Consider the following 12,879-nt stretch of genomic DNA (forward strand, 5'->3'; position numbering starts at 1 on the left):
GGTTGCCGGTCGGCGACGTCCTGTTATTACCGCCTGCCAGATAAGGTGCGCTGGCGCCAGACAGACGAAGGCCCGACGAGTCACGAATGGAGAAAGTAAACATGCTTAGGGTTGAGATGCTTTGCACCGGCGATGAGGTGCTGCACGGCCAGATCGTCGATACCAATGCAGCCTGGTTGGCGGATTACCTGTTTCAGCAAGGCGCGCCGATGACCAGCCGCATGACGGTCGGCGATGAATTGGATGCGTTGGTGACGGCGTTGACCGAACGTAGTCATGTCGCGGATGTGTTGATCGTCAACGGCGGACTGGGGCCGACCAGCGACGATCTAAGTTCGCTGGCCGCGGCGACGGCGGCAGGAGTATCGCTGGTAGAGCACTCGGCATGGTTGGCGAAGATGACGGCTTACTTCGCCGATCGCGGGCGTCCCATGTCGGCGTTGAATCGCAAGCAGGCGCTGATCCCGGACGGTGCGGAACTGCTCGACAACCCGGTCGGCACCGCCTGCGGCTTTGCACTGAAGCTGAACCGCTGCCTGTTATTTTTCACGCCCGGCGTGCCGTCTGAGTTCAAAGTGATGGTCGATCAGCAGATTATGCCGCGTTTACGTCAGCGTTTTTCGCTCGGTGAAGCGCCGCTCTGTCTGCGCCTGACCACCTTCGGGCGTGGTGAAAGCGATTTGGCGAGCGCGCTGGCGGCGCTCACTCTGCCGCCGGCCGTGGTGCTGGGTTACCGTTGCGCCGTGCCTATCGTCGAAATCAAATTGACCGGCCCTGCATCGCAGCAGGATGCCATGCAGGCGTTGTGGCGACAGGTGAAGGAGATTGTCGATGACAGTACGGTGTTTGAGGGGACCGCGGGTCTGCCTGCGCAACTGGCGCAGACGCTGTCTGAGCGTCAACTGCGATTGGCGATAGGCGAAGCGTTTACCGCCGGGTTGCTGCACTGGCAGCTACGCGGCGCGGATGTGCCGTTGGCCGGCGGGGAGCTGTTGACGGCCTCCGACAAGACATCCAGTCCATTAACAACGGTGTCGCATCAGGCGCGTGAGCTGGCGCAGCGAGTCTCGGCGCAGGTGGCTCTGGTGGTGGGTGAGCTGAACGACGGCCGTTTGTCTCTGGCGCTGCATACGCCTTCGCAAACGCTGGCTCAGACCGTGCAGTTCAATGCGGCACGTTACGCGTTATCGACGCAGCAGGAAATTGTCGCGATGGCGGCGATGAATATGTTGCGGCGTTGGTTGAGCGGCGTCTCGCCCTACGGGGGTAACGGCTGGATTGAAACGGTGGAAACCTGCTAGGGGATAACACGAGAATGACGACGGGCCGGGGCGGCCCGTCGAAACGTGCGGTAATCAGTACAGCAGCGCGTAAAGCTGGCGACGATAGCGCGCGGCCAGCGCATCACCGGTGCCCAGCGCCGACATGATGTCCATCATCGTTTTGCGCGCGCTGCCGTTGGCGGCCGCCAGATCCTTTTTCAGCATGCCGATCAGCAATTCCAACGCCTCTTCGTTTCGGCCGACCTGATGCAGTTGCAGGCTCAGTTTCACGGCCAGCTCCGCATTGTCCGGATCCGCGTCCAGCTCCTGCTGCAGCTGTTTGATTTCCGGGGTATCGGCGGCCTGTTTCAGCAGTTCAATCTGCGCGATCAGACCGTGGTAACGGGTGTCCTGATCCTGAATCGGAATGGTGCTCAGCACGGCTTCGGCGTCTTCCGCACGATTCAGCTCGATTTGCACTTCCGCCAGCAACAGAGCGATGTCGCTGCGTTTGCTATCTAACTGCCAGGCATCTTTCAACAGCGGCAGGGCGTCTTGCAGTTGGCCGTCCTGAATCAAACGCTCGGCTTCTGCCGTTTTGAGATCTTCCTCTTTGGGCAGAACGCGTTGCAGCAGTTCGCGGATCGCTTCTTCCGGCTGAGGCCCCTGGAAACCGTCCAACGGCTGACCGTCTTTGAACAGATAGACGGTAGGGATCGCGCGCAGGCCGAATTGCGCGGCGACGCGTTGTTCTGCATCGCAGTCCACTTTCGCCAGCAAGAATTGCCCTGCGTATTCGGCGGCCAGTCGGTCCAGTACCGGGCTGAGCTCCTGACAGTGCGGGCTGCGTTCCGACCAGAAGTAAATCAGCACCGGAGCGGTCATCGACTGTTCCAGCACCTGCTGCAGATTCGTTTCGTTAATATCAATCACGTTGGCGTGTTGTTCTAGCATGGGATTCTCTCTTATCCGTTTCAGCGAGTTATGGGGGCAAATTCCCTCTGCTTCAACCCCTGTCAGGAGCGAGTGCGTAATAAGCCGTCGAGCGCGCGTCCGGGAAGCAGGCGGCGAAGGATCGACAGCGCATAGGTCATCAAGGTGACCGGATAGCGTAATTTGGGGCGCGGACTCTCCAGAGCATGGCGCAGTTTGGGCAATATCGCCTCTGGCGTCAGGGTGAATCGCTTGGCGATGCCGGGATTCGTGACGGGGCGATCGTGCTGCGTTTGGTTCACGTTGGCGGAGAACTGCGTGCTAATCGGCCCCGGCTCTATCAACGACACGTGGATTCCGCTGCCGTGCAGCTCCATACGCAGCGCGTCTGACCAGGCCTCGAGCGCATACTTGCTGGCGGCATAGGCGCCGCGTCCCGGCGTGACCACCAGCCCCATGACGGAACTGGTCTGAATGATACGCCCTTCGCCGTGCGCGAGCATGGCGGGCAGCAGTCGCTGCGTCAGTTGATGGGTGCCGAACAGATTGCTGGAAAATTGTTGTTCCAGTTGCTGACGGGAGATCGTGTTCAACGGACCGTAAACGCCGTAACCGGCGTTGTTGAACAGACCGAACAACCGGTTGCCGGTCAGCGAAATAACGCGATCGGCGGCGCGATCCACACTGTCGCTGTCGTCCAGATCCAGCTCGATGCCTTCCAGCCCCAGCGCGTTCATTCTTTCCACATCTTCCGCACGTCGGCAGGCGGCCAAAACCCGGTAGCCGCGTTGCTTAAGATCCTGTGCGGCGATCAGGCCGATACCGCTGGAACAGCCGGTGATTAAAATCGCTTTTTGCATAACTTTACCTAACTATAAAGCCCTGAATATCAAGAGTCGTGGTTAACTAGAGGGCCGAGTTTTTGCGCCATCCAGTCGGCGATAAACGGCTGGGCGTCGCGGTTCGGATGGATGCCGTCATCCTGCATCCACTCGGGTTTGAGATAGACCTGCTCCATGAAAAACGGCAGCAGCGGAATGGCGAACTGCGTGGCGAGTTTCGGATACACGGCCGCAAAGGTCTCAGTATAACGCCGGCCATAGTTGGTCGGCAGTCGGATCTGCATCAGCAGCGGCTGCGCGCCGGCCTCTTTGACCTGAGAGATGATTTTTGTCAGATCCTGTTCCAGACTGGACGGAGGGAAACCGCGCAGGCCATCGTTGCCGCCCAGTTCGATCAGCACCCAACGCGGGCGGTGCTGTTGCAGTAAAGCCGGAACACGGGACAGCCCCTGCGCGGCGGTATCGCCGCTGATACTGGCGTTGACGACGTTCACGCCGCCGGGGGCTGACTGCCAGCGGCTATTCAGCAAGGCAGGCCAGGCCTGCGTCGCCGACATACGATAGCCCGCGCTCAGACTGTCGCCCAGCACCAGCAGCGTATCCGCCGCGATAGCACGTAAACTTACTATTCCCAGCAGTAAAAGGACCAGAAAATGCCAGCGGAAAACATTCTTGAAGTTCATCATCTTAGTAAACACGTTGGTCAAGGGGAACACGAGCTGTCCATCCTTACCGGAGTTGAGCTGGTTGTCAAACCTGCTCAGACCCTGGCATTAATCGGCGAGTCGGGGTCGGGCAAGTCGACGTTGTTGGGGATCTTGGCCGGACTGGACGACGGCAGCAGCGGGGAGGTTGCGCTGTTGGGCGAGCCGCTCAACCGATTGGATGAAGAAGGGCGTGCGGCGCTGCGGGCGCGCGACGTCGGCTTTGTGTTTCAATCCTTTATGCTGGTGCCGACGCTAAACGCGTTGGAAAACGTACAGTTACCTGCGCTGCTGCGGGGGGAAAGCGACCGCGACAGCCGCCAACAGGCCGAACAATTACTGCAGCAGCTCGGACTGGGAGCGCGTCTCCAGCATCTGCCTGCTCAGCTGTCCGGCGGCGAACAGCAGCGCGTGGCGCTGGCGCGCGCGTTCAGCGGTCGCCCTAAAGTATTGTTTGCCGATGAGCCGACCGGCAATCTCGATCGCCAGACCGGCGAACGTATCGTGGACCTTCTGTTCGCGATGAACCGCGACCACGCCACCACCTTGATTCTGGTTACCCATGACGAACAGCTGGCCGCGCGCTGCGAGCGGCGTTTGCGTCTGCGTGACGGCAAACTGTGGGAGGAGTCATGATCTGGCGTTGGTTTTGGCGTGAATGGCGTTCCCCTTCGCTACTGATCGTCTGGCTGGCGCTGACGCTGGCCGTGGCCTGCGTGCTGGCGCTCGGCACCATCAGCGATCGCATGGAGCAGGGACTCAGCCAGCAGAGTCGCGACTTTCTGGCGGGCGATCGGGTTTTGCGGGCCTCGCGGCCAGTAGATGAAGCGGTGCTGCAACGGGCGGCGCAAGACGGCCTCACCGTCAGCCGACAAGTGTCGTTTATGACGATGACCTACGCCGGAGAAAATGCGCAGCTGGCGCAGGTGAAAGCCACCGACGATCGCTATCCGCTGTATGGGAATTTACAGACCCGGCCTGCGCAGCTGCGCGCCGCGCCCGGCACGGTTCTGGTCGCCCCGCGGCTGCTGGCGCTGTTGGGGGCGCGAGTCGGAGACCCACTCGATATCGGCGATACCACGCTGCGCATCGCAGGCGAGCTGATTCAGGAGCCGGACAACGGCTTCAATCCCTTCGAAACCGCGCCGCGTGTGCTGATGAACATGGCCGATGTCGCCAGTACCGGCGCGATTCAGCCCGGCGGCCGCATTACCTGGCGCTACATGTTTGCGGGAGAGCCTCAGGCCATCGCGCAGTACGGCGACTGGATTAAGCCTCAACTGAAAGCCGATCAGCGCTGGTACGGCATGGAAGATTCGCCGGGCGCGTTAAGCAAATCTCTCCAACGCTCACAGCAGTTCCTGCTGCTGTCCGCGTTGTTGACGCTGTTGTTAGCCATCGCCGCAGTCACCGTGGCGATGAGTCATTACTGCCGCACGCGTTACGATCTGGTCGCCGTGCTGAAAACGTTAGGCGCCGGTCGTGGCGCGCTGCGACGTCTGATTGTCGGTCAGTGGCTGTCGGTGCTGGCGCTGGCGGCCGTGAGCGGAAGTGTGCTGGGGCTGGGCTTCGAGGCGGTATTAATGCGAGCGTTGGCCCCCGTCCTGCCCGCTACGCTGCCGCCCGCCGGACTCTGGCCCTGGGCATGGGCGCTCGGTACGCTGGTGTTGATTTCGCTGTTGGTCGGTCTTCGTCCGTATCGCCTTCTGCTGGCGACCCAGCCGTTGCGCGTGTTGCGACGGGATGTGACGGCTAACGTCTGGCCGCTGCGCTACTACCTGCCCGCCGTCGCGGTGGTCGTAATTGGTCTGTTGTTCGTGCTGTCCGGCGGCGGTTCGCTGTTGTGGTCGCTACTCGGGGGATGGTGGTATTGGCGCTGCTGTTGGGGACGATTGGCTGGGGCAGCCTACTGGTACTGCGACGTCTCACGTTAAAACGGTTATCCCTGCGTCTTGCGATTAACCGACTCCTGCGTCAGCCGTGGTCAACCATCGGCCAACTGGCGGCGTTTGCGCTCTCGTTTATGCTGCTGGCGCTGTTGCTGCTGTTACGCGGCGACTTACTGGATCGCTGGCAGCAGCAGTTGCCATCGGACAGTCCGAACTATTTCGTGCTGAATATCACCGGCGATCAGATCCCTGCGGTGAAAGATTTTATGATCCAACATCAAGTGCAGCCGGCTCTCTTTTATCCGATCGTCCGGGCGCGACTGACGGAGATCAACGGGCGCGTTGCCACTGAGCTGATCCCTGAAGATGCGCCTGGCGGCGGAACGGTAAACCGCGAGCTGAATCTGACCTGGCTGCCGGATCTGCCGCAGCATAATGTGTTGTTGTCCGGACAGTGGCCACCGAAGCAGGGCGAGGTGTCGATAGAGCAGGGCGTGGCGGAACGTCTCGGGGTATCTCTGGGCGACATGCTGACCTTTACCGGCGACACGCAGCCGTTCAGCGCCAAAATCACCAGCTTCCGTCAGGTGGACTGGGAGAGCCTGCGGCCTAACTTCTTCTTTATCTTCCCGCCGGGGGCGCTGGAGCATCAGCCGCAGTCGTGGCTGACCAGCTTCCGACACGTCGGACAGGACACTGTGATCACCCAGCTTAACCGGCAGTTTCCGACGCTAAGCGTGCTGGATATCGGCACGATCCTCAAGCAGGTCGGGCAGGTATTGCAACAGGTCAGTCGCGCGCTGGAAGTGATGGTGGTGTTGGTCATCTTCTGTGGCGTATTGCTGTTGCTGGCGCAAATTCAGGTCGGGATGGGGCAGCGTCGTCAGGAGTTGATGGTTTACCGGACGCTGGGTGCCAGCAAAAGGCTGCTGCGCACCACGCTGTGGTGCGAGTTTGCCGTGATGGGGCTTGCCGCCGGACTGGCGGCGGCGCTTGGCGCGGAAGCGGCGCTGTGGATGCTGCAACGCAAAGTGTTCGATTTCCCGTGGGAGCCTAACTGGCTGTTATGGATCGGTCTGCCCCCGCTGAGTGCCCTGCTGCTGTCCCTGTGCGGAGGGTGGTTAGGATTGCGTTTGCTGCGCGGAAGGGCGTTGTTCCGGCGCTACGAGGCTTAACGGCCTTAAGCCGTCATAAAGCGCGCGAAAAGGCGCAGATAGCAGATAAAAGAAAGCCCGAGCGTAGCGGTTTGAACCGGGGCGCTCGGGCTTTGCTGATATTGTGCTTGAATATTCACCATCTGGTGGGCAGTAGAGGGTGGTGATGGGAACAACGAGCGAGATCGTTCAATTGGCTCGCCGTCAGCCGTTATCCAGCCTTGATGAGTGATGAGGAGGGCGCTATTTTCTTCTACGTGCGCTTGTTGTTCCAAATAACGATACCCGTCCTTCAGAATACACCGGTATGGATAATAGGATGGTGGAAACGACCCCTTTATCGAGGAAAACGGTGTGCCCATTCCAGAATATTTTTTAGCCAATCCTTATGTGGTTTTATCTATTTCCCTTAACTCATGATGAATGAGTACCATAGCCCCGATTTATGCCGAACGATGCAGCAGTAAGATAACATTTTGATCATCAGATGGCTTCGAGTCTTACCGCTCTTGAAACCATCGTACAAAATTCGCACTATCCATTGGGTACGAATACAAATATCCCTGCATAAAATCCACGCCGGATGCTTTTAAATAATTTTCCTGACATTTTGTTTCCACGCCTTCGGCGGTGATTTTGAGATTTAATTCCTGTGCCAGTTTGATAATCATATTCAATACAGGAGCTCTGCTCTCTGATGTTTTTATGGCATCAATAAAGCTTTTGTCTATTTTAAGATGATCTAGCGGGAGCGTTTCCAAATAAGACAGTGAACAATATCCTGTGCCAAAATCATCAATGGCAATAATAACCCCGATTTTACGTAAATAGGTCAATACCTGCTTTGTTTGTTCATCATTCTTGATAATATTTCTTTCCGTAATTTCTATGACGAGCTTTATTCCACGGAGTCTCAATATCTTACGCAGGCTCAAAATATCATTAACAAAGTCCGGGGACTCTAAGTGTGCAGAGGAGATATTAATGCCAAGATGGAATTCGTTAGTGATTTTCCAACTATCGGTGTCCTTTAATACTTTCTCGAAAAGATGATGTGTTAAGGGGATGATCAAATCTTCATCCTCAGCCGCAGCAATAAAAATGTCAGGCGATATCCATTTGCCATCCGGCCGCCGCCAGCGCAGTAGTGCTTCAGCCCCCATACACATGCCCGTCGCAACATCTTGAATAGGTTGATAGCAAATATAAAATTCGTTGTCGTTTATTCCCTGCATTATCTTCTCAGGCAAGCTGGCTTTCCTGCGCTTCCGATGTTGGATCAGAACAACAAATAAAACCGCCAAAAGGACGCACAGGGGTAATAAAAATATAAAATCCCTGAGCCAGTATTTGAGTATGGCATACAACGGTGTTTGAACGGGAATCATCATTTATCCATTATTCTATGTCATATAACACCGGTGCCATCAGAACGTGCCATTTTTATTTATCCATCATGACCGGTTAAATATGGCGGTGTCTTCTGACATCGAGCGCGTGAAGGATATTAATGAGAGGCTGCCCGTTATCATTAGGCAGCCCTCTCACTAGGCGACGGTGCTGAAAATAGCCGGGCACCGCTGACTGTTTTTATTTTTAATGTCGTGACCACGATAAAAAATGCATGAAGTTTAGATGTCGACGCCGGTGAGCACTGAGCGTTTGATCTCCCTATCTCTTTAAACGGATAAGCGTTTAACGCCATGTTATGCAGCGGGATTTTAGGTTTATCACTTCACCTGATATGCGCAATCCGGCCGTTGAAGCTTTCACCGTGTTGGGCTGACGTTATGTCCCTTTTTAGTCAGCGGCAACTTTGTGACAGGCTGACCTGTTTCTGTCATTCGCGATTATTCGTAATCCACGGTAAAAGTCACGGTGGTATCTACGCTTCCCGCAGTCACCGTGCTGGCAGTCTGGTAAAGCCGGGCTTTGAAATCGTAATCCGTGGCTGAGGTCGAGGTTGGCTTACCTAGGGAAAGCACAGTATCCGGCGTGATGACGGTATCACCATAGAGCAGTTGAACGCCCACGCCCGTCGCCGTGCCGCTGTCGTTGGAAAAAACGGCGCTTACGTTACTGTCTGGTGTTCCTGAAAAGGTGATTGATGGCTTCAACGTTGACGCAGAACACGTCATGTTTATGCTGAAATCCGTCGTTTGAGCGGTCGTGCCGACTTCCGTCAGATTTTTGGTGTATGCCGTTCCCAGATCAACTGACGTGTCGTAAGTATTCACCTCGCAGGACGTCGCGGTGACGGTTGTTGTGCCACTGAACGACACGGCCCAGTCAACTTCATCAAAGTGCATGTTGGCAATTATCGCGCTGAGATCAAACTCCCCAGAGGCAACATCATTAGACGTCACAATCAATTCAAGGTAGGCGTCTTGCTCTGCCGGGGTTGTACTCCCGGTTAATGTCACTGTATCACTGTTGTCAGGCCAGTAGATGGTGAGCGTTTTGGGCTGATTTGTCCGGAATACACCTTTGACACGAAACCCAAGTCCGGCAATGCCTGTCTCGTAGACGTTGTTACCGTAGGAAGACCGTGTTGGGGATTCGCCCGCCCACTGGGTTGTAAAGGTATAGTCGCCTGTATCTGACGAAGTCATTGAGGTTGTCGCAGCCTCAGAGGTATAGACGACTTTTCCTACGGCCGTATTAGCGGGGAGTGTAAGTGAAGATGGCAGCGCAATTGTACTACTCGATGGTGAGAACTCGTTGGTTGACGTCGCTGTTGCATTGAATCCTGTTAATAAGAAAACTAAAAACAATATGCTTCTTAGATAATTACAGTGTGAATTTCTGGTGCGTTTGCTCATTTTCATGCTCTCATCCTCTGCATTCCAGCGTTGCCATCACTATCCCGTTTCTCGTCACAGCCCGGTCCGCCCTAAAAGGTGCCTGACACTCCCGGCCGCCGGGTAGAGTGGCTTTGATTACGCTATTCGCTGCAACCCCCGTCAGCCACACCTGTCCCTGCTCGTTGGACATTCCAGCGGCTTCGCCCGCCGAGACCGGCGCGCCCAGCGGTAGTGTTTTCCCGTTATGCGTCAGCGTCAAAAACACCCGGAAGCCCACGTGGGTACGGTAATCCGCCAGTACCAGCGCTTCTTTCTGCGGTATCTTACGCAGCATCGGATCCGTGACATCCACGTCATCCGGCAGCGTGGACGTGTCCAGATTGACGTTGTTTTCCCGGTAAGCCGTCAACGAAGGCACCACGGCATAGCCCCGCCAGTCCGTGACCAGTCCGGTCCGATTCCTGACCTTCACGCCATCCGCGGCCGGTGCTCTGACCAGCGCGTAGCCGGCTCCTTCTGACAACTGCTGCGACAGAGTCATACCATACGGATGCGCCACCAATGAACCACGTAGACTCCAGTTAACGGTTTCTCTCTGGCCGTAGTAGTTCGCATATCCGAGCCCCGCGGTGGCCCGACCGCCCCGGTAGGTGCCGGTCAGTGCCGTGCTGTTCGTGGTTGTGCCGGAATTGTTATGTGCTTTCGCCTGAGAGACAGACCAAGACAGGTTGTTTGCAGTGAGCGCCGTGCCCGACAGCGTGGACGTCAGACTGTTGGTTCCCTGATCGGACCGCGACCAGCTGTTGCTCATCCGGAGATTGCTGCCCGGCGACGACAGCCATTTGCCGAGCGGCAGGCTGACGCTGACGGAGGTGATGTTGTCGGTTTTATCCGTCTGCCAAACCTTGCTTTGACTCTGGTTCAGACTGACCGATATTCCGTTAAAAGCTTTGCTCCAGCTCCCGGTCATGGAGCGCGTTTTTGAGTTACTGCGGTTCCAGTATTCCGACTGGTAGGCGGAGAGGGAGATCGCTCCCAGCCATCCAATGTTCTGACTCAGGGTGATCTGCGCCTTGCTTTTCAGACTGTAGCGAGAAGCCAGGCTGCTGCTGTAGTAGTAGTTGCTGGCTTCATCGAAGCTGTAGAAACCGTCTGTGGCGTAGCGATAACCCGCCAGCGTCATTGAGGTGCGAGTGATATCAAAAAGCTTGCTGTATTTTGTCTGAATGGATTGCCCACTGTGAGTGGTGCCGTCGCTGAACGTCGACTGGGCATGGGTGATATCCAGCGACACGGCCCCCAGTTCCCCCATGCTTTGGCCGACGCCGATCATACCTGAATGGTAATGTTCAGCGGCAATGAGCCCCCCGTAGACCGAAGTATTGTTCAGCAGGCCGTAGAGGATTTCAGTTTGTGCGAACCGCTGACCGAGGGCGTTGCTACTGTCCTTATAATAGCGGGTGCCATATTCCCCGGCGGTAACAGAGTATTTCATGACGCCTTTGCGAACCGAAATGGGCGGCGAAGCGAAAGCCTGTGTGAAAATGCGCACCGTACCGTCCTCTTCCCTGACGGTAATGTTGAGATCGCCCGAGGTAGACGTCGCGTACAGATCGTTGATGATAAAGGCACCGGGCGACACAAAAGTCTGATAGAGCAGGTTGCCATTCTGGCGTACTTCAACTGTGGCATTGGTCATCGCCACTCCCCGAATTTCCGGGGCATACCCCCGCAGACTGTCCGGTTGCATTTCATCCTGAGTGGACAGGCTGGCCCCACGAAAACTAAAACTGTCAAAAACCAGGCTGGGACTGGTGGCTTCGCCGGCGACCAGGCGGGCACGCAACGAGCGAATATCTCGTTCAACCCAGGTTTGCGTGCTGCTCCAGCGAGTACGGCCCTGACTGGAGCGGGTATAGTAGCTGTCATTGCGTAACCGCCACTCACCCAGATTGGCTCCGTTGCGCAGGCTAATGTACTGCGTGCTGGTTTGTTTGCCGTTCTTGTGATTTTGCACTTCGGAGCCGGAGGCACTGTAAGAGGAAAACAGCATGGGAATGCCGCTGTCCCATTGTTCGGGGGGAATATCGCCCCGGGCACGGTTGTCCAATGCCGCCTGAGGAATACTCAGGTCCAGTATCCGTCGATCAAAATCGAAGTCGCTGTCTGCACCGCGGATGTAGTCTCCCGGTTTGATGATCGGGGCGTTTGGGGCTATGGCGACAAGCGCGGGGAACACTTGCACTTTTACGCCCAGCTCATGAAGCAGCGTCGGCGTGAGCTGTGGGCACAGGCGGTTGCCGTCACACACAACAAAACGCAGGAGATGTTCACCGGCGCGGGTTTTATTTACGCGGACCTGCACCTTGTACTCGCCGGGCATTTGAATGTCAGTGCGCGACAGCAGTGAAAGGTCGGTTTGCGCTTTTTGACTTTCATCCAGATGCAGGGCATTAACGTTGAAGTACATTTCCGCCTGCACAGACAAAGCACTGGCCGCATACCCACAGAGCACCAAAACCTTTAACCGAGGCCATGTGTGGTGGCGGACTTTACATGACAAGACTGGCGTCATACTCAGAATTTTCATTAGAAACGAATCCCTCGCGATACCGTCATTCCACCGAAGTCATTGATAGTGCTGAAATTGACACTGCTTATCGGTCGGTCGTTCACCGGCACAATCTTCGACGCCTTGGGCATGATGGTGCCGGGCCGGTCGATCTTTCTACCGTTGACTGACATGCCCGTCAGCGTCACCACGTAAGGCGTGGGATTGTCGAACGAAATCCCCCCGGCTACCGGCGTGACTTTCAGCTTCTGTACGGCCAGTTCGGCGTCTTTGGCAGAAAGCCCTTTTGGCCGGTAGATCAGCTTGATGATGTTTTGCGTAGCGATAGTCAGGCGTTTCGGGTCGGCTTTTTTCTCCACGGCAGGGATGGCGCGTACATTGAGCAGGTACACGCTTTCCCGGTCTTGCGGCAGGGACGGCAAGGAGGTGTAAACGACGCGAATGGCGCTGTCGCCATTCAGCCCTTGTTTGAACAGGGGAGGCGTAGCGATGAACGGAATATTTTTGGTCTTACGTTGTAGGTCGGAGACCCATACCTGAACGAGATACGGGGTGCTTTTCCCTGCGTTGCTCAGGGAGAGACTGGCCTCTTTTTGGGTCGCATCGTAGACCAGACGGGTTCCCCCTAGAGTTAATCCATCGGCATGGCTGGTAATCGATGCAAATAGCAGGCACGCGCCCGCCATATGTCGGCTAGATAGCTTCATGTGACAACCTTA

The 12,879-nt window shown here is 56.5% G+C and carries 10 protein-coding genes and 1 pseudogene; 3 read left to right on the forward strand and 8 right to left on the reverse strand.

Annotated features, from left to right (window positions below; translation table 11 throughout):
• The first annotated feature begins 101 nt into the window (after positions 1-101).
• Entirely contained in the window at positions 102-1,301 is a 1,200-nt protein-coding gene (locus CKQ53_RS10125) for a nicotinamide mononucleotide deamidase-related protein YfaY (RefSeq protein WP_094117636.1), read from the forward strand.
• A 54-nt stretch (positions 1,302-1,355) separates the two neighbouring features.
• Here the strand turns inward: CKQ53_RS10125 and CKQ53_RS10130 are convergent, their stop codons facing one another.
• The 3 genes from CKQ53_RS10130 to tesA all read right to left on the reverse strand — a co-directional run bounded on the left by CKQ53_RS10130 (position 1,356) and on the right by tesA (position 3,723).
• Positions 1,356-2,216: a co-chaperone YbbN gene (locus CKQ53_RS10130; RefSeq protein ID WP_094117637.1), complete on the reverse strand. Its 861-nt coding sequence runs from the start codon at positions 2,214-2,216 to the stop codon at positions 1,356-1,358.
• Between the two features lie 62 nt (positions 2,217-2,278).
• Positions 2,279-3,055 (reverse strand): SDR family oxidoreductase, encoded by a 777-nt coding sequence (locus CKQ53_RS10135; RefSeq protein WP_094117638.1) that lies wholly within the window; start codon positions 3,053-3,055, stop codon positions 2,279-2,281.
• Between the two features lie 29 nt (positions 3,056-3,084).
• Complete coding sequence (gene tesA / locus CKQ53_RS10140; protein ID WP_139824010.1) at positions 3,085-3,723, reverse strand: multifunctional acyl-CoA thioesterase I/protease I/lysophospholipase L1; 639 nt, start codon at positions 3,721-3,723, stop codon at positions 3,085-3,087.
• On the opposite strand from tesA, the gene ybbA reads away from it, so the two are divergent.
• Together ybbA and ybbP are read left to right on the forward strand one after the other, a co-directional pair.
• Positions 3,691-4,377: a putative ABC transporter ATP-binding protein YbbA gene (gene ybbA / locus CKQ53_RS10145; RefSeq protein WP_085653687.1), complete on the forward strand. Its 687-nt coding sequence runs from the start codon at positions 3,691-3,693 to the stop codon at positions 4,375-4,377. The genes tesA and ybbA overlap by 33 nt on opposite strands.
• Positions 4,374-6,805 (forward strand): annotated as a pseudogene (gene ybbP / locus CKQ53_RS10150) (putative ABC transporter permease subunit YbbP). Before ybbA ends, ybbP begins: the two are co-directional and overlap by 4 nt.
• Before the next feature lie 5 nt (positions 6,806-6,810).
• Here the strand turns inward: ybbP and CKQ53_RS18425 are convergent.
• From CKQ53_RS18425 to CKQ53_RS10170, 5 genes are all read right to left on the reverse strand, one after another.
• Positions 6,811-7,059: a hypothetical protein gene (locus CKQ53_RS18425; protein ID WP_139824011.1), complete on the reverse strand. Its 249-nt coding sequence runs from the start codon at positions 7,057-7,059 to the stop codon at positions 6,811-6,813.
• A 225-nt stretch (positions 7,060-7,284) separates the two neighbouring features.
• On the reverse strand, positions 7,285-8,175 hold the full coding sequence (locus CKQ53_RS10155) for an EAL domain-containing protein (protein WP_094117640.1): 891 nt from the start codon (positions 8,173-8,175) through the stop codon (positions 7,285-7,287).
• 459 nt (positions 8,176-8,634) lie between these two features.
• Entirely contained in the window at positions 8,635-9,612 is a 978-nt protein-coding gene (locus CKQ53_RS10160; RefSeq protein ID WP_094117641.1) for a fimbrial protein, read from the reverse strand.
• 4 nt (positions 9,613-9,616) lie between these two features.
• The gene (locus tag CKQ53_RS10165; RefSeq protein WP_162896344.1) at positions 9,617-12,058 is read right to left on the reverse strand and encodes a fimbria/pilus outer membrane usher protein; all 2,442 of its coding nucleotides are present in this window, start codon (positions 12,056-12,058) and stop codon (positions 9,617-9,619) included.
• Between the two features lie 119 nt (positions 12,059-12,177).
• Entirely contained in the window at positions 12,178-12,867 is a 690-nt protein-coding gene (locus CKQ53_RS10170) for a fimbrial biogenesis chaperone (RefSeq protein WP_085653769.1), read from the reverse strand.
• Positions 12,868-12,879: the final 12 nt, after the last annotated feature.

The organism is Lonsdalea britannica (genome assembly GCF_003515985.1).
Taxonomy (GTDB): domain Bacteria; phylum Pseudomonadota; class Gammaproteobacteria; order Enterobacterales; family Enterobacteriaceae; genus Lonsdalea; species Lonsdalea britannica.

What these genes read in the sequence shown, in the direction of transcription:
- ybbA (WP_085653687.1), top strand. Translation starts at nt 3,691, where the DNA reads ATGCCAGCGGAAAACATTCTTGAAGTTCATCATCTTAGTAAACACGTT.
- CKQ53_RS10125 (WP_094117636.1), top strand. Translation starts at nt 102, where the DNA reads ATGCTTAGGGTTGAGATGCTTTGCACCGGCGATGAGGTGCTGCACGGC.
- tesA (WP_139824010.1), bottom strand. Translation starts at nt 3,723, where the DNA reads ATGATGAACTTCAAGAATGTTTTCCGCTGGCATTTTCTGGTCCTTTTA.
- CKQ53_RS10130 (WP_094117637.1), bottom strand. Translation starts at nt 2,216, where the DNA reads ATGCTAGAACAACACGCCAACGTGATTGATATTAACGAAACGAATCTG.
- CKQ53_RS10160 (WP_094117641.1), bottom strand. Translation starts at nt 9,612, where the DNA reads ATGAAAATGAGCAAACGCACCAGAAATTCACACTGTAATTATCTAAGA.
- CKQ53_RS10155 (WP_094117640.1), bottom strand. Translation starts at nt 8,175, where the DNA reads ATGATGATTCCCGTTCAAACACCGTTGTATGCCATACTCAAATACTGG.
- CKQ53_RS10170 (WP_085653769.1), bottom strand. Translation starts at nt 12,867, where the DNA reads ATGAAGCTATCTAGCCGACATATGGCGGGCGCGTGCCTGCTATTTGCA.
- CKQ53_RS10135 (WP_094117638.1), bottom strand. Translation starts at nt 3,055, where the DNA reads ATGCAAAAAGCGATTTTAATCACCGGCTGTTCCAGCGGTATCGGCCTG.
- CKQ53_RS10165 (WP_162896344.1), bottom strand. Translation starts at nt 12,058, where the DNA reads ATGTACTTCAACGTTAATGCCCTGCATCTGGATGAAAGTCAAAAAGCG.